The sequence below is a fragment of the Nocardiopsis sp. LOL_012 genome, assembly GCF_048060475.1.
GTDB lineage: Bacteria > Actinomycetota > Actinomycetes > Streptosporangiales > Streptosporangiaceae > Nocardiopsis.
The window spans coordinates 1-20107 of sequence record NZ_JBHMIV010000008.1; the positions used below are offsets into that span (position 1 = coordinate 1).

16 protein-coding genes and 1 pseudogene are annotated in these 20107 nt (G+C 70.2%); 1 reads left to right on the forward strand and 16 read right to left on the reverse strand.

The window, feature by feature from the left end; genetic code table 11:
• Nucleotides 1–247 (reverse strand): annotated as a pseudogene (locus ACFHWE_RS07030) (GDSL family lipase); the annotation flags it as partial.
• Between the two features lie 27 nt (nt 248–274).
• Entirely contained in the window at nt 275–1075 is an 801-nt protein-coding gene (locus tag ACFHWE_RS07035; protein WP_416599797.1) for a fumarylacetoacetate hydrolase family protein, read from the reverse strand.
• 249 nt (nt 1076–1324) lie between these two features.
• Between ACFHWE_RS07035 and ACFHWE_RS07040 the strand changes: the two genes are divergently transcribed.
• Complete coding sequence (locus tag ACFHWE_RS07040; protein ID WP_416599922.1) at nt 1325–2212, forward strand: DUF3152 domain-containing protein; 888 nt, start codon at nt 1325–1327, stop codon at nt 2210–2212.
• Nucleotides 2213–2278: 66 nt separating this feature from the next.
• On the opposite strand, the gene cimA is transcribed toward ACFHWE_RS07040, so the two are convergent.
• From cimA to ACFHWE_RS07110, 14 genes are all read right to left on the reverse strand, one after another.
• Entirely contained in the window at nt 2279–3889 is a 1611-nt protein-coding gene (gene cimA / locus ACFHWE_RS07045; RefSeq protein WP_416599798.1) for a citramalate synthase, read from the reverse strand.
• Nucleotides 3890–4212: 323 nt separating this feature from the next.
• Nucleotides 4213–5328, reverse strand: a complete 1116-nt coding sequence (locus tag ACFHWE_RS07050) for a branched-chain amino acid aminotransferase (protein WP_416599799.1) — start codon at nt 5326–5328, stop codon at nt 4213–4215.
• Nucleotides 5329–5526: 198 nt separating this feature from the next.
• Entirely contained in the window at nt 5527–6591 is a 1065-nt protein-coding gene (locus ACFHWE_RS07055) for a 3-isopropylmalate dehydrogenase (protein ID WP_416599800.1), read from the reverse strand.
• A gap of 661 nt (nt 6592–7252) precedes the next feature.
• Complete coding sequence (serA, locus tag ACFHWE_RS07060) at nt 7253–8842, reverse strand: phosphoglycerate dehydrogenase (protein WP_416599801.1); 1590 nt, start codon at nt 8840–8842, stop codon at nt 7253–7255.
• 195 nt (nt 8843–9037) lie between these two features.
• Complete coding sequence (ilvC, locus tag ACFHWE_RS07065) at nt 9038–10033, reverse strand: ketol-acid reductoisomerase (RefSeq protein ID WP_416599802.1); 996 nt, start codon at nt 10031–10033, stop codon at nt 9038–9040.
• Nucleotides 10034–10103: 70 nt separating this feature from the next.
• Entirely contained in the window at nt 10104–10628 is a 525-nt protein-coding gene (ilvN, locus tag ACFHWE_RS07070; RefSeq protein ID WP_416599803.1) for an acetolactate synthase small subunit, read from the reverse strand.
• Between the two features lie 17 nt (nt 10629–10645).
• A complete protein-coding gene (locus ACFHWE_RS07075; RefSeq protein ID WP_416599923.1) occupies nt 10646–12421 on the reverse strand; it encodes an acetolactate synthase large subunit in 1776 nt (591 codons plus the stop codon).
• A gap of 445 nt (nt 12422–12866) precedes the next feature.
• Complete coding sequence (locus ACFHWE_RS07080; protein WP_416599804.1) at nt 12867–13103, reverse strand: DUF397 domain-containing protein; 237 nt, start codon at nt 13101–13103, stop codon at nt 12867–12869.
• Nucleotides 13100–13948, reverse strand: coding sequence for a helix-turn-helix domain-containing protein (locus ACFHWE_RS07085; protein ID WP_416599805.1), 849 nt, complete (start codon nt 13946–13948; stop codon nt 13100–13102). Before ACFHWE_RS07085 ends, ACFHWE_RS07080 begins: the two co-directional genes overlap by 4 nt.
• 459 nt (nt 13949–14407) lie before the next feature.
• A complete protein-coding gene (locus ACFHWE_RS07090) occupies nt 14408–14974 on the reverse strand; it encodes a hypothetical protein (RefSeq protein ID WP_416599806.1) in 567 nt (188 codons plus the stop codon).
• 167 nt (nt 14975–15141) lie between these two features.
• Nucleotides 15142–16431, reverse strand: coding sequence for a hypothetical protein (locus ACFHWE_RS07095; protein ID WP_416599807.1), 1290 nt, complete (start codon nt 16429–16431; stop codon nt 15142–15144).
• 49 nt (nt 16432–16480) lie between these two features.
• Complete coding sequence (locus ACFHWE_RS07100; RefSeq protein WP_416599808.1) at nt 16481–16792, reverse strand: DUF6507 family protein; 312 nt, start codon at nt 16790–16792, stop codon at nt 16481–16483.
• A gap of 35 nt (nt 16793–16827) precedes the next feature.
• Nucleotides 16828–17136 carry a hypothetical protein gene (locus ACFHWE_RS07105; protein ID WP_416599809.1) on the reverse strand — a complete coding sequence of 103 codons (309 nt, stop codon included), beginning with the start codon at nt 17134–17136 and terminating at the stop codon, nt 16828–16830.
• Between the two features lie 228 nt (nt 17137–17364).
• The gene (locus ACFHWE_RS07110) at nt 17365–20064 is read right to left on the reverse strand and encodes a putative bifunctional diguanylate cyclase/phosphodiesterase (RefSeq protein ID WP_416599810.1); all 2700 of its coding nucleotides are present in this window, start codon (nt 20062–20064) and stop codon (nt 17365–17367) included.
• Nucleotides 20065–20107 lie beyond the last annotated feature (43 nt).

Here is a 20107-nt window from a genome sequence, read left to right on the forward strand (position 1 = left end):
GTGCGGTGCCCGCCAGCCCACCACCACCCTCAGCGGACGGCCTGACGGCCGCAGCCCCCTCTATAGGGAACGGGAAGATCACGTCCTCGGCGGCGGGCGCGGTGTAGGGGCCGACGAAGTCCAGTCCCCGCACGTGCGGGGCGAGGTGGTTCCACAGGTGGTACCGCCAGGTCCGGTCGCCGTCGGCTCCCTGCGTCATGGAGTCGCCGGCGATCATGACGCGTCGGAGTCCGCTCACTGGGCCTCCCTTTCCCCCGGGTGAGGGGCTCGGCGGTCAGTCCTGGGCGACCACGCGGTTCCTGATCGTACCCAGGCCGTCCACGGTCACCGCGACCTCCTGGCCGGGCTCCATCGGCCCCACGCCCGCGGGGGTCCCCGTGAGGACGACGTCGCCGGGGAGGAGCGTCATGAAGGAGGTGACGTACTCGATGATCGCCGGGATGTCGTGGATGAGGTTCGACGTGCTGCCCCGCTGGCGGCTGTGCCCGTCCAGCTCGGTGGTGAGGGTCAGGTTCTGGGCCTCCTCGACACCCATCCCGGTGGTGATCCAGGGGCCCAGGGGGCAGAAGGTGTCGAACCCCTTGGCCCGGGTCCACTGCTTGTCCTTACGCTGGAGGTCGCGGGCGGTCACGTCGTTGGCGACGGTGTAGCCGAAGATCACGTCCTTGGCGCGCTCGCGCGGCACCTGTCGGCAGGGCCGGGAGACGACCAGGGCGAGCTCACCCTCGTAGTGCACCTCCCGGGACAGGGACGGGTGGATGACGGGGTCGTAGGGACCGCACACCGACGTGGAGGGCTTGAGGAAGACGACGGGCTCCTCTGTGGCCTCCCCGGTGACGTCCGCCATCTCCGCTACGTGGTCGGCGTAGTTCTTGCCGATGCACACCACCTTGGTCGGCAGTACCGGGGAGAGCAGCCGGACGTCGGCCAGCTTCGCACGCTCGCCGGTCACCGTGATGTCGCCGATCAGGGGGTGGCCGTTGAGACGGGAGACGTACTCCTCCCCGCCCTCGCCGTCGGACTCCACCAGCCCGAACCCGACGTCGTCCCCTGACGCGAAACGTGCGATGCGCACCCGGTGCCTCCCTCGTCGAACCACTTGCGCATCGAAGGCTATCGGCGCCGCGCCGCGAAGGCACACACGCGGGCGCGAGGCCCCGATCGGGAGCGCCCTGCGCTGGGGAAGCGCACAGCATGGCTTGGTTCCGGGTTGGAACGGGCTCTGGCATGCTGGACCCAGCATCCGATATCGGAGAGGTAACACCCCGTGCCCACATCCTCCTCGCCCCGGAAGGCCGCCCGGGACCGGCGCCGCCGCGGTTCGCTGGGACTCGCGCTCGGCCTGAGCCTGGCCATCGGCGCCGTCATCGCGCTGATGCTCGGGATGCCGGAATCGCAGCACACCCGGCTGTTCCCCCAGGAGACGGGCGCCTCCGGTCCCGCCGCCCAGGAGGTTCCGGCCGCACCGGGCACCGGTGAACCGGCCGAGGACGGGGACTCGGCGGGCACCGCACCGCGGGGCGGTGACGGTCCCGCCGCACCGGACGCCCCGGCCGACGGGACCGATCCGGTCGGGGAGGGGACGCCGACCGCCGGGGGCTCCCCGACCGGGGAGCCTGAGGCGACCACGGACGAGGAGGACAACGTCCTGCTCCGCTCCGTGGAGGAGGAGGTCGACACCGCCGAGGGCGAGTTCCGCACCATGGAGGGTGAGAGCGAGGTCATGGGCGAGGGCCCGCTGCTGACCTACGCCGTCGAGGTCGAGAAGGGGCTGCCCGAGGACCCCGAGGACTTCACCGCGGCCGTCGAGGAGATCCTCGGCGACCCGCGCGGCTGGACCGGTGGCGGGGAGCGGTCGGTGCAGCGCGTGGACTCCGATGACGCCGACATCCGCGTACTCCTGTCCGCACCGGACACGGTGGACCGCCTGTGCGCGCCGCTGGACACCAACGGATTCGTCTCGTGCGCCAACGGCAACCGCGCCGTCATCAACCAGAACCGCTGGGCCACGGGCGTGGACCACTTCGACGGCGACCTGGAAACCTATCGCGTCTACCTCATCAACCACGAGGTGGGCCACACCCTGGGGCACGGGCACGTCTTCTGCCCGAGTCCGGGCGAGCCCGCCCCGGTGATGCAGCAGCAGACCCTGTTCCTCCAGGGGTGCGAGCCCAACGGCTGGGTCCACCCCGACCCCGAAGAGACGGACTAGAGCGGGCCGCCGCTTCCCGAAACACGGAGGGCCGCCTCCCGGGGCGGCCCTCGGTGTCGTCCGGGCTCAGCCCTGCGGGTAGCCCTGCTGGCGCAGGCCGTAGGTGACCGCCTGTTCGAGGGCCACCCACGAGGCGTCGACGACGTTGGCACCGACCCCGACCGTGGTCCACTCCCGCACACCGTCGCTGAAGGTGATGAGGGTGCGTGTGATGGCGTTGGTGCCGGAGGTGCCCTCCAGGATGCGGACCTTGTAGTCGGTCAGCTCCAGCCCCGCCAGCGCCGTGTACACGCCCTCCAGGGCGCTGCGCAGCGCCCGGTCGAGCGCGTTGACCGGACCGTTGCCCTCGGCCGTGGCCAGGACGCGCTCACCCTTGACCTGGAGCTTGACGGTGGCCTCGGTGAGGCTCTCGTACCGGTCGTCCAGCGGTCCGGCGCCGTCTCGGGGCCGACGCTCCGTGATCACCCGCCAGGACTCGGTCCCGAAGTAGCGGACCGGGGCGCCCAACTCCTCCCACAGCAGCAGTTCCAGGGAGGCGTCGGCCGCCTCGAAGCTGTACCCGGAAAGCTCCAGGCCCTTGACCCGGTCCACCACACGGCCGGACAGCTCACGGTCCCCGGACAGGTCCAGTCCCAGCTCCTTGGCCTTGAGTTCGATCGAGGCGCGCCCTGCCATGTCGGACACGAGCATGCGCATACGGTTGCCGACCAGCTCGGGGTCGGTGTGCTGGTACAGGTCCGGGTCCACCTTGATGGCGGAGGCATGCAGCCCGGCCTTGTGCGCGAACGCCGACACCCCGACGTAGGGCTGGTGGGTGTCGGGCGCCAGGTTGACGATCTCGGCGATCGCCGTGGCGACCCGGGTCATCTCGGGCAGACAGCCCTGCGGCAGCACCTCGCGGCCGTGCTTGAGGGTGAGTGCGCCGACCACGGAGAACAGGTTGGCGTTGCCCACGCGCTCGCCGTAGCCGTTGGCGGTGCACTGCACGTGGGTGGCGCCGGCGTCGACGGCGGCGAGGGTGTTGGCCACGGCGCACCCGGTGTCGTCCTGGGCGTGGATGCCCAGGCGGGCGCCGGTGGCGTCGATGACCTCGCTGACGACACGGGTGATGTCGGCGGGGAGCATGCCGCCGTTGGTGTCACACAGGACGACGACGTCCGCGCCCGCTCCGGAGGCCGTGCGGACCACGTCGAGCGCGTGTGCGGGGTCGTGGTGGTAGCCGTCGAAAAAGTGCTCACAGTCGACGAACACCCGCTGCCCGTGCTCGCGCAGATGGGAGACGGTGTCGGCGATCATGGCGAGGTTCTCGTCGGGGGTCGTGCGCAGTGCGCGCTCGACGTGGCGTGAATCGCTCTTGGCGACCAGGACCACGACCGGTGCGCCGCTCTCGCGCAGGGCGGCCACCTGCGGGTCGTCGGCGGCCCGCACACCGGCGCGGCGGGTCGCCCCGAACGCGGTGAGCAGCGCGTGCTTGAGGTCCAGCTCGCGTACGGCCCGCTGGAAGAACTCGGTGTCCTTGGGGTTGGCCCCCGGCCACCCGCCCTCGATGAACCCCACCCCGAAGTCGTCGAGCAACTGGGCGATGGCCAGCTTGTCGGAGACCCGTAGGTTGATCCCCTCGCGCTGGGCTCCGTCGCGCAGCGTGGTGTCGAAGACGTGGAAACTGTCGTCCCTCATCGGTGGAACTCCCCTGGATGCTGTGGTGTGGCAGTCGGCCCCAGCAACGAAAAAGACCCCTCGTGGACACGAGAGGTCAGCGCGCTGGCAGGGTCCGTGGGGCTGCCGGGATACGGACGGGCAGCCGTTCAGCCAGCGCGCCTCACGATAATGAGCACCTGAGACGGCATGGGGACAGTGTGCCACACGAGGTTCGGGTCACCGCACGCCGGGGCAGGAATATCCCACGATCCGAGACAGGCATATCTCACTGCGGACACCGGCGGCTCTGACCACGGGGTGCCCGAGAGCGTCGGACACCCCGCTCCGCGGCCCGCGGCGGCTCAGAAGCGGGTGATCCACCCGTACTTGTCGGCGCGGTGGCCGGTCTGCAGCCCCACCAGTTCCTCGCGCAGGCGCATCGTGACGGGGCCCGGGGTGCCGTCCCCGATCCGGAACTCTCCCTCGTCGCTCTTGACCCGTCCGACCGGGGTGATCACGGCGGCGGTGCCGCAGGCGAACACCTCGGTCATCTCGCCGGACTCGGCGGCCTCACGCCACTCCTCGACGGACAGCGGCCTCTCCTCGGCCTCCAGCCCCAGGTCCGGGGCCAGGCTCAGCAGTGATTCGCGCGTGATGCCCGGCAGCAGCGTGCCGGTCAGGGCGGGGGTGCGCAACCGAGCGTCCTTCCCAGAGCCGAACACGAACCACAGGTTCATGCCGCCCATCTCCTCGACCCAGCGGTGCTCGCGAGCGTCGAGCCAGACCACCTGGTCACAGCCCTGCTGGACCGCCTGGGCCTGGGCCAGGAAGCTCGCGGCGTAGTTGCCGGCGAACTTCGCGGCCCCGGTGCCGCCCGGCGCGGCGCGCGTGTAGTCCTTGGACAGCCACACGGTCACCGGCTTGACGCCGCCGGAGAAGTAGGAGCCGACCGGGGAGGCGATGAGCAGGTAGAGGTAGCTGCGGGAGGGGTTGTTCACCCCCAGGCCGACGTCCGTGGCGATCATGAACGGACGCAGGTACAGGCTGAAGTCGGTCTTGTCGGGCACCCAGGCGCCGTCGTGTTCGAGCAGGAGCCCGATCGACGCGAGGAAGAGGTCCTCGGGCAGGTCGGGCATCGCCATCCGTGCGGCACTCCTGTTGAACCGCGCCGCGTTGGCCTCGGGGCGGAAGGTGGCGAGTGAGCCGTCGGGGTGGCGGTAGGCCTTCAGGCCCTCGAAGATCTCCTGCGCGTAGTGCAGGGATGCGGTGGCCGGGTCCAGGCTCAGGGGCCCGTAGGGTTCGAGCCTGGCGTCGTGCCAGCCCTTGCCCTCGGTGTAGCGGATCGTCACCATGTGGTCGGTGAACACCTGGCCGAACCCGGGATTCTCCAGCAGTGCCTCACGTTCGGCCGGGGTCCTCCGCCGGTCGGAGAGCTGGATGTCGAACGTCAACCCGCTTGTGGTGGTGTTGGTGTCCATGTCGTCGTGGGTCCTCTCGGGTGCATCGGGTCGACGGCGGCGTCGACCCGCTCTCTAGTCTGACGGAAAGAGCGCACCCGTTGCCACGGTGGTGGCCCGGCGGCGGGCGCGCGTCGGTGGTTCCGGGCGCGCCCGCCGGTGTGTCGGATCATGGGCCGCCGGCCGCGCCCGGGGGTGGGCAGGGCCGACCGCCTCGTGTCAGCCCTGCTCGGTTACTCGGGCGGCGAGGTCGTCGCCGATGCGGGTGGTGGAGCGCACCGCGGTGCTCTGGGCCCGGGTCTTGAGGTCCGCGGCGACCGCGGACTCGATCCGGCGGGCCGCCTCGGTCTCGCCGAGGTGGTCGAGCATGGTGGCGACCGACAGGACCGTGGCGGTCGGGTCGGCCTTGCTCTGGCCCGCGATGTCGGGCGCGGAGCCGTGCACGGGCTCGAACATGCTCGGGAAGGTGCCGTCTGGGTTGACGTTGCCGCTGGCGGCCAGGCCGATGCCGCCGGTGATGGCGGCGCCGATGTCGGTGATGATGTCGCCGAAGAGGTTGTCGGTGACCACGACGTCGAAGCGGGCAGGCTGGTTGACGAAGAACATCGCCGCCGCGTCGACGTGGCAGTAGTCGACGGAGACCTGCGGGTAGGCCGCCCCGACCTCCTTGACGGTGCGCTGCCAGAGCTCACCGGCGAAGGTGAGGACGTTGTCCTTGTGGACCAGGGTGAGCCGCTTGCGCGGGCGGGCGGCGGCCTTCTCGAAGGCGTAGCGGACCACGCGCTCGACCCCGAAGCGGGTGTTGACGCTGTCCTGGGTGGCGATCTCGTGCGGGGTGCCCTTGCGGAGCACGCCGCCGGCGCCGGCGTAGGGGCCCTCGGTGCCCTCGCGCACGACCAGCATGTCGATGTCCTCGGGGGACACGCCCGCCAGGGGGCTGTCCACGCCCGGGAAGAGGCGGACGGGGCGCAGGTTCACGTAGTGGTCGAAGTCGAAGCGCAGGCGCAGCAGCAGGCCGCGCTCCAGGACACCGCTGGGGACGCTGGGGTCCCCGACGGCGCCCAGGAGGATCGCCTCGTGTCCGCGCAGTTCCTCCTGCACCGGCTCCGGCAGGGTCTCGCCGGTGCGGTGCCACAGCTTCGCGCCCAGTTCGTACTCGGTGGTCTCGAAGGCGAGGCCGTACCGGGAGGCGGCGGCCTCCAGGACCTTGAGCCCTTCACCGACCACCTCGGGGCCGATCCCGTCTCCGGGGATGACGGCCAGTTTCACCGTGCGCGCTGCCATACGGACTCACTTCGACTCGGATGCGACCTCGCATGTCTCACATAGCGAGATCTGAATGAACAGTGGATGAGACAAGACTAGGGCATGCGCGACGGCGGCCGATCCTGTCCCCCGACCCGGCCATACGAGTGGTCCGCGGGCCGGCACCGTTCAGAACCGCATCGGGTCGCTGTTGTCCCGGCGGTCCAGGGCTGCCTGGAGCGCACGGCGGACCTCGTCCTCGGAGTCGGGCGTGGACGGGTACTCGACCATGTCGTACATGTGATCCTCCGGTTGCGGCCGGTGACGCCGGGCGGCCCGGTCCGTCACGAACGTCGGTGCGAATACGCGGCGCGACCCCGGTACGGGAACGGCGGCGTGAGCCCGAGCGCTCGGGGCGCCGGGCGGTGCGAGCGGCGGTGGCCGCAGAAGGAAGGAGCGGGGCGCCCCGGCGGGATCGCCTGCCGGGTGGCCACCTGTGCGGTAGGGCGGTCGACCCCGGTGCACACAACTCCTAGGACGACAGAATATCGGAAGTCCAACTATACGGCCAGGATTTCTCAGTATCTGAGAAACACGTGTGCCCTCACCGCTCAGCGGCGGTACGCGGAAAGCCCCGGGAGACGGCGAGGGGCGCGGACACCCAGCGGTGTCCGCGCCCCCTGAACCTGCCGTGAGGGGCTCAGACCTCCAGGTCGGTCTGGCGGGTGATGTCGGCGTCGATCTCCGAGGAGATCGAGGACAGCGTGCCGTCGGGCACCGCGGAGTCGACCGTGAGCGCGATCAGCGCCTTGCCGCCCTCGGTGTCCCGGCTGACCTGCATGCCCGCGATGTTGACCCCGGCCTCGCCCAGCAGCGCGCCGACCTTGCCGACGATGCCCGGCCGGTCCTCGTAGGAGAGGAAGACCATGTGCTCGCTGAGGCCGATCTCCATGGTGTAGCCGTTGATCTCCACCAGCTTCTCCAACTGGCGGGGGCCGGTCAGCGTACCCGACGCCGACACGCGCGTGCCGTCGGCCAGGACGCCGCGCACGGTGATGAGGTTGCGCCAGTCGCCGCTCTCCTCGCTGGTGGTGAGGTTGACCTCGACACCGCGCTCCTTGGCGAGCAGCGGCGCGTTCACGAAGGTCACCGTCTCCTCGACCACGTCCGCGAACACGCCCTTGAGCGCGGCCAGCTCCAGGACCTTGACGTCGTGGGCGGCGATCTCGCCACGGACCTCGACGTCGATGCGGCTGGCGATCGCCCCGGCCAGGGAGGTGAACACCCGGCCCAGCTTCTCCGTGAGCGGCAGGCCCGGCTTGATCTCCTCGGCCACACCGGTGCCCTGGACGTTCACCGCGTCGGGCACGAACTCACCGGACAGCGCCAGCTTGACCGAGCGCGCCACCTGCGTGCCCGCCTTCTCCTGCGCCTCGGCGGTGCTGGCACCCAAGTGCGGCGCCACCACCACGTTCTCCAGCTCGAACAGGGGGCTGTCCGTGCAGGGCTCCTTGGCGAACACGTCGATGCCCGCACCGGCCACCCGGCCGTCCTTGAGGGCCCGGTACAGGGCGTCCTCGTCGAGGATGCCGCCGCGCGCGGCGTTGATGATCCGCACGCTGGGCTTCACCTTGCCGAGCGCCTCGTCGCCGATCAGGCCCAGGGTGTCCTTGTTCTTGGGCAGGTGGATGGTGATGAAGTCGCTGCGCTCCAGCAGCTCGTCCAGCGTGGCCAGCTCCACGCCCATCTGCGCGGCACGTGCGGGCTGCACGAACGGGTCGTAGGCGATGACCTTCGTGCCGAACGCCAGCAGGCGCTGGGAGACCAACGCACCGATCCGGCCCAGGCCGACCACTCCGACGACCTTCTCGTACAGCTCCACACCCGTGTACTTGGAGCGCTTCCACTCACCGTTGATCAGCGCGTTGTGGGCGGGGGCGGTGTTGCGCGCGCTGGCCAGCAGCAGGTTGATCGCCTGCTCGGCGGCGCTGATGATATTGGACGTGGGGGCGTTGACCACCAGGACGCCGGCCTTGGTCGCCGCGTCCACGTCCACGTTGTCCAGTCCGACACCGGCACGCGCCACGACCTGGAGACGGTTCGCGGCGGCGACGGCCTCGGCGTCGATCTTGGTGGCGCTGCGCACGATCACGGCGTCGACGTCGGCGATGGCCGACAGCAGTTGGGACCGGTCGGCCCCGTCGGCGCGGCGCACCTCGAAGTCCTCTTCGAGCAGAGCGATTCCGGCGGGCGAGAGTTCTTCCGCGACGAGTACGGCGGGTTTGGACACGAGGGTTCCTTTTCGGGTGGTGCGCGACCCGGTCGAACGGGCGGACGGAGTGGGCCCGGACCGGGTGTGATGGCCGATCAAAAGTCTATCGCCGAGGTAGGGAAGCCCGCTGGCGAGTCGTGGACGAAACCCCCGCCCCGGCCGTGGCCGCGTGTGTCGGGGGGCGGCTGCGCACGCCCCCCGACACGCCCGGGGTCAGGCCTTCAGCCAGCTCATGAGCGGACGCAGCTCGGCGCCCACCTTCTCGATCTTCTCGTTCTGCTCGGCCTCGCGGCGCTTGGTGAAGGTCGGCTGGCCCGCGTCGAACTCGTTCATGAGCTCCTTCGCGTAGCTGCCGTCCTGGATCTCACCCAGGATCTTGCGCATCTCCTCGCGGGTCTGCTCGGTGATCAGGCGCGGGCCGCGGGTGTAGCCGCCGTACTCGGCGTTGTCCGACACCGACCAGTTCATCTTGGAGATACCGCCCTCGTACATGAGGTCGACGATGAGCTTGAGCTCGTGCAGGCACTCGAAGTAGGCGATCTCCGGCTGGTAGCCCGCCTCCACCAGGGTGGCGAAACCGGCCTTGACCAGCTCCTCGGTGCCGCCGCACAGCACGGCCTGCTCACCGAACAGGTCGGTCTCGGTCTCCTCCTTGAACGTGGTCTTGATGACCCCGGCCTTGGTGCCGCCGATGCCCTTGGCCCACGACAGCGCCAAGTCCCAGGCCTGCCCGCTGGCGTCCTTCTCGACCGCGACCAGGCAGGGCACGCCGCGCCCGGCCTCGTACTGGCGGCGCACCAGGTGGCCCGGCCCCTTGGGGGCGACCATGGCCACGTCCACGCCCTCGGGCGGGGTGATGAGGCCATAGCGGATGCTGAAGCCGTGCCCGAAGAACAGGGCGTTGCCCGGCTCCAGGTTGGGCGCGATCTCCGAGGCGTACAGGTCTCGGTGGATGTGGTCGGGGACCAGGATCATCACCACGTCAGCCTCGCGAGCGGCCTCGGCGGGGGTTGTGACCCGCAGCCCCTCCTCCTCGGCCTTCGCGCGGCTCTTCGACCCCTCAGCGAGGCCGATCCGCACGTCGACGCCCGAGTCCCGCAGCGACAGCGCGTGCGCGTGCCCCTGGCTGCCGTAACCGATCACGGCGACCTTCTTGCCCTGGATGAGCGCGAGGTCCGCGGCGTCGTCGTAGTACATCTGTGCTGCCACTTGGCGTTACTCCTTGCTTCTTGCGTTCGTGGCCGGGGGACGGTGCCGAGGTCCCGTCCCCGCGGCCGGCTCAGGCGCTGCGGTCGACGGCACGCAGGGAGCGGTCGGTGATCGAGCGGGGCCCCCGGCCCATGGCCACGACCCCCGACTTGACGAGCTCCCTGATGCCGAACGGCTCCAGGTTCTTGACGAGGGCATCGAGCTTGCCGGGGTCTCCGGTGGCCTCGATGACGACGATGTCCGGGCTGACGTCCACGACGGAGGCGCGGAAGAGCTCGGCGGTCTGGAGCACGTGGGTGCGGCTGTTGGCGTCGGCCTTGACCTTGACGAGCAGGAGCTCGCGCTGGACCGACGCGGGGGTGTCCATCTCCACGATCTTGACGACGTTGACCAGCTTGTTCAACTGTTTGGTCACCTGCTCCAAGGGGTGGAGGTCGCAGTTGACCACGATCGTCATCCGGGACAGGCCCGGGTACTCAGTGGTGCTGACACTGAGCGAGTCGATGTTGAAGCCACGGCGGGAGAACAGGGCCGAGGCGCGCGCGAGGATCCCCGGAGTGTTCTCCACCAGAACGGAAAGCGTGTGACGGCTCATGGCGGGTAGGGCCTCTCCTAGTCCTCGTGCTCCCAGTCCGGCGCCATGTCGCGCGCGTACTGGATGTTGTCGTTGCTGATACCGGGGCCGACCATCGGCCAGACCATGGCGTCGTGGCTCACGGAGAAGTCCACGACGACCGGGACGTCGTTGATCGCCATGGCCTTCTCGATGGTGGCGTCGATGTCCTCGGGACGCTCACAGCGCAGACCGACACAACCGTACGCCTCCGCGAGGCGGACGAAGTCCGGGACCCGGACCTTCTCGTCCTTGGGCGCTGTCTGGAGGTCGGTGTTGGAGTAGCGCTGGTCGTAGTAGAGGGTCTGCCACTGGCGGACCATGCCCAGGTTGCCGTTGTTGACCACGGCGACCTTGATGGGGATGCCCTCGACCGCGCAGGTGGCGAGCTCCTGGTTGGTCATCTGGAAGCAGCCGTCGCCGTCGATCGACCAGACCACACGGTCGGGGTCGCCGACCTTGGCGCCGAGCGCCGCCGGGACGGAGAAGCCCATGGTGCCCAGGCCGCCGGAGTTGACGAAGGCGCCGGGGCGCTCGTAGTCGATGAACTGGGCCGCCCACATCTGGTGCTGGCCGACGCCGGCGACGTAGGTGGCCTCGGGGCCGGCGATCTTGCCCAGGCGCTGGATGACGCCCTGCGGGGAGAGGTGGCCGTCATCGGGCTCGTCGAAGCCCTTGGGGTAGGTGGTACGCAGGCGGTTGAGCTGCTTCCACCAGGCCGCGTAGTCGCCCTCGCGGCCCTTCTCCTGGTCGGCGCGGACGGCGACGACGAGGTCGGCGAGGACCTCGCGGCAGTCACCGACGATCGGCACGTCCGCGTGGCGGTTCTTGGAGATCTCCGCGGGGTCGATGTCGGCGTGGACGATCTTGGCGTCCGGGGCGAAGCTGTCCAGGCGTCCGGTGACACGGTCGTCGAAGCGCGCGCCCAGGGCGACGACGAGGTCGGCCTTCTGGAGCGCGCCGACCGCGGAGACGTCGCCGTGCATGCCCGGCATGCCGACGAACAGGGGGTGGCCGTCGGGGAAGACGCCCCGCGCCATGAGCGTGGTGACGACGGGGACGCCGGTGAGCTCGGCCAGGACCCGCAGTTCGGCGGAGGCCCCGGCGCGCAGGACGCCGCCGCCGACGTAGAAGACGGGGCGTTTGGCCTCGGCGATCATCCGGGCGGCCTCGCGGACCTGCTTGCCGTGCGGCTTGGTCACCGGGCGGTAGCCGGGCAGGTCGATGCGCTCGGGCCAGCGGAAGTCCGCCATGGCCTGGAGGGCGTCCTTGGAGATGTCGACGAGCACGGGGCCGGGGCGGCCGGTGCTGGCGATGTGGAACGCCTCGGCGATGGTCTTGGGGATCTCCCGGGCGTCCTTGACCAGGAAGTTGTGCTTGGTGATCGGCATCGTGATGCCGCAGATGTCGGCTTCCTGGAAGGCGTCGGTGCCGATCATCGGGGAGGCCACCTGGCCGGTGATGGCGACCATGGGGACCGAGTCCATGTGGGCGTCGGCGAGGGGGGTCACGAGGTTGGTGGCGCCGGGTCCGCTGGTGGCCATGCACACGCCGGGGCGGCCGGTGGCGTAGGCGTATCCTTCCGCCGCGTGGCCCGCTCCCTGCTCGTGGCGCATCAGGATGTGGCGCACCTTGGCCGAGTCGTAGAGGGGGTCGTAGGCAGGAAGGATGGCACCGCCGGGAATCCCGAAGACTGTGTCAACGCCGACGTGCTCCAGCGACCTGATCAGCGATTGTGCGCCGGTCATCTGCTCGGTCATCTCAAGATCCTTCAGCGAGGTCCCAGAGCCGCTGCGCGCGCTCTGGTCTGGTGGGTCTGACTCAAGGCCTGGTGTGGCAATAAAAAAACCCCCACCGCCAGTGCGGTTGAGGGGTGGCGCGCAGCAAAACCAGGTCAGCTGGCTGCGCGCCGACCAAGTACGAGAATCAGGGAGTTGCTCTGCACGATGACAACATTGACGGACGGGGTGGGCGTACGTCAACAAGATCGCAACATTGTCCCACCATGCGAGACGACCGTGTCAGCATCCGACCCTCCCCGGGGGCACGCTGCGGCGTTGAACAGGACGGATGCGGCCGAGACGCCCGAACCGTGTAACGCGGAACACGTTCGCGGGCCGGGGCCGGAGGTGTTTGATCTTGCTACCGGCACAGGGCTCGGATAGCCGACACCTGCGCTGGTAGCAAGATCACGTGCCGCAGGGCTGGGGGGAGGTCCGGTCAGGCACCCTTGGCGCTGGCCAGGAAGGCACGCCACGCGTCGGTACCGAAGAAGAGCGCACCCAACTCGCGGTGCCTGGTGTCGCGCACGGCAGTGACCGGCCCCTCGGCGACCTCAACCCATGCCGCTTCGCTCTGGGAGTAGCTGGCGGTGTGCCACCGGCCATCCGGTATATGGGCCGCCTCCACGCAGTCGTTGTCCCCGCCGCTGTAGCTGGACTTGAACCACTGGATCACCGGAACTCCCTTACCTCCGAGGCGATGGAGTCCATCGTCGCAGACGGTGAGAGAGCCGAATCGCACAGGCTCGTGAACGCCGTCCTGTACCTGGTGACGCTGTCGACGCTCTCCAAGTAGAGGTCCCCCATCATGCCCTCGATGTAGACGACGTCCGGGTACTGGCCCTCGGGGAAGGAGAAGACGGTGAAGGCGCCTTCCATGGCGCTGTGCGCACCGGCCTCGAAGGGGAGCAGCCGGAGGCTGACATCGGGGTTCTCGGCGGCCTCGTGCAGGGCCTGTAGTTGCTCGGCCATCAGCTCAGGGCTGCCGACCCGGCGAGTGAGTACGGCTTCGTTGAGGACGAAGTCCAAGTGCAGAGGCTTGTCACGCTTGAGGATCTGCTGACGTGCCATACGGGCCGCCACCCGGCGTTCGACACTCTGCTCGTCGTAGCGCGGACGCAGAGCCTGGATGACGGCGCGGGCGTACGCCTCGGTCTGGAGCAGACCAGGGACGAGCTCTGACGAATAGCGCCTGATGAGGTCGGTCTCGTCCTCCAAAGCGACGAGGGAACCGGTGAAGACATCCTGGTAGGAGGTCCACCAGCCACGCTTCTTGGCGTCCTTGGCGAGTTGGATGAGGGCTTCCCGCTGAGGGCTGGCCACGCCGTAGAGGTCGAGCAGCCCCTGGATGTCCAGCCAGTTCACACGGGGGCTCCGGGCGTTCTCCAAGCGGAAGAGCTTGGAGACATGCCAGTCCATGCGTGCTGCGACCTGTTCCTGAGTCATCTTGGCCTCGGCGCGGAGTTCACGCAGGGACTGCGCGAGTCGGTACTGCCGCACGGTGGGGATCGGTTCGGGCATCGCGTCCTTCACTCGTCAACGTTGCGGGTGCGCTCAGTCGTGCTTCTGAACTGCGCCTTATCGACCAAAGCGGATCTTCTATCGCAAGATACACGCCTTTAACTTGCAGGCTTGTAAGTTGATGCCTGCTGGGTTTTACTGTAGTCGGCTTCACACACTTCGTGGTGATGAAGCCCTCGATCCCGAGTGGAGGCCCGCATAGCCGTTGTCCTGATGCTTGCGCACAGGAAGCATCGGGCGGCGCCATTCAAGCTGGTTACCGTCGGGAGGGCTGCCCGACGGGCGGCCACACGAAAACGGGCTCTGGGAGCGATTGGCGCGCCCCCAGAGCCCAAGGCCGACGACCACCCACACGTTGAAGAAGAAGGAACCCGTCGACATGTTCATTGTGCCTCAGCCGCGTCCACCCCTGCACATATCCACAGCCGGGTTCGCGGGGCGGCGCTGGCCCTGCCGCCTCTACCCCGGCGACCTGGTCCACACCCGCGAGCTCCGCGACGACCTGCGCGAAGACCTCTCCCGCCCGTCCGACCCGCCGGTGCCGCCCGTACCACCCGTCGAACCGCCGTCCTGCCCATCAACGACGCGCACGCTGTCAGTCGGGGAACCGTCGGGCACGCTCTCAGGGCTGGTGCCGCTGTCGACGCTGTTGACCACGTCGGGGGTACGGTCGCCCGCTTCGACGTCACCGCGGCGATCACCATCAGGCCGGTCGTGGCCATCACCGTCGTCGCCCGCCAGGTCCACACGGCTCTGCGGAGCATCCGGCGACGCCGCAGCGTCCCCCGTACCGGCACGCGGGCCCAGCAGAGCGGGCTCGCGCACCTCTTCGGGCCCATCGCCCTCGTAGCGGCCCACCGGGGTGTCGTGGACCGTGGAGACGTCCTCGGGCACCTGGGCGGCCACCCACGCCTCCTCCTCCGCCGCCAGCCCCTCCTCGATCCGGCGGCGCGAGTCCGGGTCCAGCGCCTCCACCGCCGTCAGGGCGTCATCCAACTCCCCTGCGGTCGGGTCCTCCTCCCCCACACCGTCACCACGACCGCCACGGCCACCGCGTCCCTCAGGGGTTCCGGTCTCCTCGCCCACCGGGCGCGGGCCACCCGCCCCGCCCGGCCCCCCACCAGCGTCGCTCTCGCCACCGGTTCCGGGGCCGAAGCGGGCCGCCAGACGGTCCAACGCCCCCCGCACCTCCGTCAACTGGGCCGGGCTGAACCGGCCCGTATCGAAAGCGGAGGCATCCAGGCGCAGCAGCGGACGCGGCCCCCGGCGAAGTCCGGCAGGTTCAGGTTCACGTCGATACCGCTGCCGGGCAAGTCCACATCCGGCACCCGCCCGCCCATACCGCTCACGATGCTCGCCCCGCGCCAGGCGATCAGCGGCGCCCCCACCACCGCGCCCACACCCGTGGCCGACAGCGCCACCCCCGCGGCCGTCACCCCGAGGTTGAGCAGCGCCGTGCCGATCACATAGCCCGGCCGCTCGTCCCACTCCTCCCAGGGCACCACCGAGTGCGCCAGGTCCTTCCACGCCTCACCGGTCTGCCCCCAGCCCGCCCACCCCCACGTATCGGAGGAGGCGTCGTACATCCCCGCCAGCGAGGCCAGCGACTGGGCGGTGCCCTCCCACTGCTCCACCATCGCCTCGTCCCAGTCCATGGCGAACCAGCCCGCCGAACTGTGCGCGCCCACCATCGCGCCCGTATCCTCCACCGCGCCCACCACGAAGTCGCCCACCGCCGCGCCCACGTCCACCCACCAGTGTTCGTCTGTGGCGGCCGGATCCGCCTCCCACTCGGTGGCCAGCTCCGACAGGTCCTGCTCGTAGCCGTGGTAGAACACCCCCTCGGGCATCTGGTCCGCGCCCTCGGGCATCTCCACGAAACGGGTCCGGTCGGGGATGAAGCGGTTGATGCCGTTGGCGCAGGTCCGCTCAGCCTCGGCGTAGGCCTCGATCAGCGCCACGCCGCGGTCGTAGTAGCCCTGGTTCTCCGCCACGTTGGGCCCCTCACCGATCCCGAAGAACCCGGCCACGCCCTCCTCGGGTTCGCGCCACTCATCGCCCAGGGCGTCGATACGGGCACGGAAGTCCTCGGCGTCGGCCCGCAGCCACGCCCAGTCGATCCGCAACCGGCGCAGGGTGTCGGCGAAGTCCTCCAGCGCGTTCGCGGCGCGGTCGGCGGCCAGGGAGACGGTACGACCGTCGGTGGCCACCGGGTTCAGCGCGCTGTAGAGGTCGGCGGCCTCGGGGGCGTGGTAGCAGCTCGCCAGACCGCCCCAGGCGGCGGTGATGTCGCTGCCGGTGTCACCGATGCCGGCGCCGGTGATGCGCATCGATCCGGCCAGGGAGTCGATGTAGTCCGGCGAGGGGGTGAGCACCGGGAACGTGGCCGGGCTGATCTTGCCCTCGCCGTCGGTGAGCGGTCCGGTCTGCTCCTCGATGGTCAGCGGCGCTCCGAGCGGCATCGGGGAGGGGGCGTCGGGCATCGCGGAAGGGGTCCTTCACTACCAGGGGGCATAGGGGGGTGCGCGGAGGTCAGACCGGCCGGTGGGTGGGGTCCACGGTGTAGGGCGGCGGCGGGGGCAAGGGCACCGTCCCGGCGTTGTTCTGGGCCTCCTCGGCCATCTCGTACTGGCCGTCCATGTAGTGGGTGGTGGCCTCGCTCGTGCACTCCAGGGCGATGGTGACGGGGGTGCTGTTGATGTGGGCCTCGGTGAGGGTGGTGTCGAACTCCAGGCTCCTCATCTGTCCGAGCAGGCCGTCCGGTCCCTCCTCCTCGCCGATGTGGGAGGCGGTGGAGGACAGGACGCCGCCCACCTCCTGGGGGTCGATGTCCCAACTGGGCACAGGGGCTCCTCTGCGGTTCGGTGGTCTGGCGTCCGCTATCCGGACGCGCGGGGGCCGAACGCCTCGGGGCGGAAGAGTTCGGGCACCACCGCGCCGGCCGTACCGGTACCGTCGGTGCGGTCCGGGGCCTGGGCGGTCTCAATGGTGTGGTGCATCCGGTTCAGGGCCGAGCGGACCCGTGCGAGGTCGACGTCGGAGCGCGTCCGGGCGTAGGTGAAGACCTGGGACATGCGGGTGGCGGCGGCCGGGCGCCGGGGGCCGTGGCCGGTGTCCTCTTCGGCGACTTCCGGGTGCGGGTTCCCGTCCTCTTCCCCGGGGTCGGGGAGCACGACGTCGAACTTCATTCCACCCTCTCCTTGGCAGGCTGGCCACCACGCACACGGACACACCCCGCGTCGGGGGTGGAACCGTACGTATGAGTCTTGCCCGATTCTGTCAGGTTTTCAGGTGGTTCTTCATGGGCCGATGGTCCTGAACAGGGCGGCCAGCACGACCCGCCACGGACCGTCGCACCAGGTCAGAGAGCTCGCATGACCCCGGCGGGGCACCCGGTGGCCGGAACCGGTCACGTCCTACAGGGTGACGTCGGCCTCTCCACCGACGAGCGCCTCCACCCCGGCGGCGGGCATGGGCCGCGCCACCAGGAACCCCTGGCCGTAGTCGCAGCCCATCGAACGCAACTGCTCCAGTTGCTCGGTCCGCTCGATGCCCTCGGCGACCACCTGCACGCCCAGCTCGCGACCGAGCCGGACGATGGTGCGGGTGATGAGCGTGACCGTGTCGTCGCGGCCCAGGTCGGCGGTGAAGGACGGGTCCACCTTGATCTCGTCCACGCTCAGCTCTCGCAGGTGCGCCAGGGAGGCATAACCCATCCCGTAGTCGTCGATGGCCAGCCGCACACCCAGGGAGCGCAGCTCGCGCAGGCGCCGCACCGCCTCCTCGCCGTCGTCGAGCAGGAGTTCCTCGTCGACCTCCAGGGTGAGCACCTCGGCGGACAGGCCCGTCTCCAGGAGCACGGTCCCCACCGTCTCCACGAAGCGCGGCGACAGCACCTGTGTCGCCGACAGGTTCACCGACAGGCCGATGTCCCAGTCCGACACCCGCCACACGGCGACCTTCTCGCACGCCTCCCGGAGGATCCACTCCCCCAGCGGCACGATCAGGCCCGACTCCTCGGCCGCTCCGAGGAAGGCGTCCGGTCCGACCTCCTCGCCGTCGCGGTCCCACCGCACCAGCGCCTCGACCGCGGTGACGCGGGAGGTGCCCAGGTCCACGATCGGCTGGTACTCCAGGAAGAACTCGCCCTCCTCCAAGGCCCGGCGCAGCCGGATCTGCAACTCCACGCGGGAGACGACCATGTCGTGCATGTGGGCGGCGAACACCTCCACGTGGCCCGAACCGCGCTCCTTGGCCCGGGTCATGGCCACGTCGGCGTTGCGCAGGAGTTCCCCGCTGTCGCCACCGGGCGCGGCGAAGGCCACCCCGATGCTCGCGGTCAGGACGATCTCCCGGTCCGCCACGTGGAAGGGCTGCGAGGCGATCGACCTCCCCAGGCGCTCGGCCAGGTCGACCGCCTTCTGAGCGTGCGGCATCCCCTCGACCAGCACCGCGAACTCGTCCCCGCCCCAGCGCGCGAGCAGGACCGAGGAGTCCAGTTCGCCGCGGAGCCGGAGCGCCGCCTGCCCGAGCAGGTGGTCGCCGCGCACGTGTCCGGCCGTGTCGTTGACCGCCGTGAAGCCGTCCAGGTCGAGGAAGACCACGGCGACGTCGTCGGTGGGCTCGTCGCTGATCGCCCGATGGGCGAGCACGTCGCTGGTGCGCTCCTCCAGGTAGGCCCGGTTGGGCAGACCCGTGACACCATCGTGGAAGGTGAGGTGCTTGACCTCGTCCTCCAGGGCCACCTGCGCACTGATGTCGCGGGTGGTGACCAGCAGGCGCGGCGGGTCGCCCGGCTGTTCGTACAGGGAGACGGTCGACTCGGTGTGCCGCCAGGTACCGTCCGCCGCCCGCACGCGCAGCCGCAGGTGGACGCCCTGGCCGCCGCGTTCGGTGAACAGGTCGTCGACCGCCCGGGTGTGCGCCACGTCCTCCGGGTGGATGAGTGCGGTGACCGGTGCGGCCAGCACGTCCTCCAGGCGGTAGCCGAACGCCCCCGCGGTCCCCTGGCTGACGTGGTGCACGGTGCCGTCGCGGTCCAGGATGAGGATGACGTCACCGCTGTTGCGCGCCAGTTCGTGGAAGTGCCCCTCGCGGTTGTGCACCATGCGCGAGAGCGTGGCGTTCTCCTCCAGCATCCCCAGCACGCGTACCAGCAGCACCACGACGGCGGTCCCCGCGGCCAGCGGCAGGACCGGGGCCGTACCGGGCGTGCCGAGCGCGGCGCCGGTCAGGACGACGGTGGCCGTGAACAGGGCGCCGACCGCGAAGAGTTCGGGGGCGAACCGGTACAGGCCCTGACCGGTGATCCGCGCCGCCGTCCACCGGCGCTGCGCCAGCCACGGCAGGGCACCCAGCAGGGCCATCCCCGCGAAGGTGACCACGTATCCGATGCCCCCGGCGACGGGTTGTCCGGTGAGCCTGCCGACCGCGTCGAACAGGTCGGCGCCGGTGATGAGGGTCAGCGCCCCGATCGCGGGCAGGACCGCGCGCCGCGCACCGGGCGGCGACATGAAGGCCAGGGGGATCACCAGGCACAGCACGGCGATGTCGGCGACCGGGTAGACCAGGGCGAAGCCCAGGGAGCCCGAGCCCTCCCCCAGCTCCTCGTAGAGGGGGGAGAAGACCAGCAGCCACACCAGGGAGAACACGGCGGCGGCGCAGACGTAACTGTCGGTGATGTGGCGCGTGGCGGTCCTGATGCCCCCCGGCCACGGGGCGAGCCGGGTGAAGCCGACCACGAACAGCGGCAACGCCGCCAGCGTGAACAGGTCACCGAGCGTGAGGGAGACCACCGACCCCGGCCCCAGGAAACCGGTGACCCCGTAGGCCAGGGCGCCCGCGCACCAGGCGAAGGCGGCCCAGGCCAGGTTGCGCAGTGCCGAACGGACGTCGGGTCCGCCCTCGGCCGGCGCGTCATCGTCGTCGGGGCCGGTGCGGCGGTAGGCGGCCCACAGCAGGGAGCCGCCCGCGGCGCCCGCGGCCAGCGCGATGGGCCACTCGCCCAGAAGCACCGTGAGTGTGGACCCGCCCACGGGGATGAGGGCGGTGGCGGCGTAGACCAGGAACAGGGCTCCCATCACCGCCACCCACACCCGGCGTGCCCTGCCGTCCATCACCGACCTCCCAGGGCGCGGGACGCGCGGTCCGGCGCTTCGT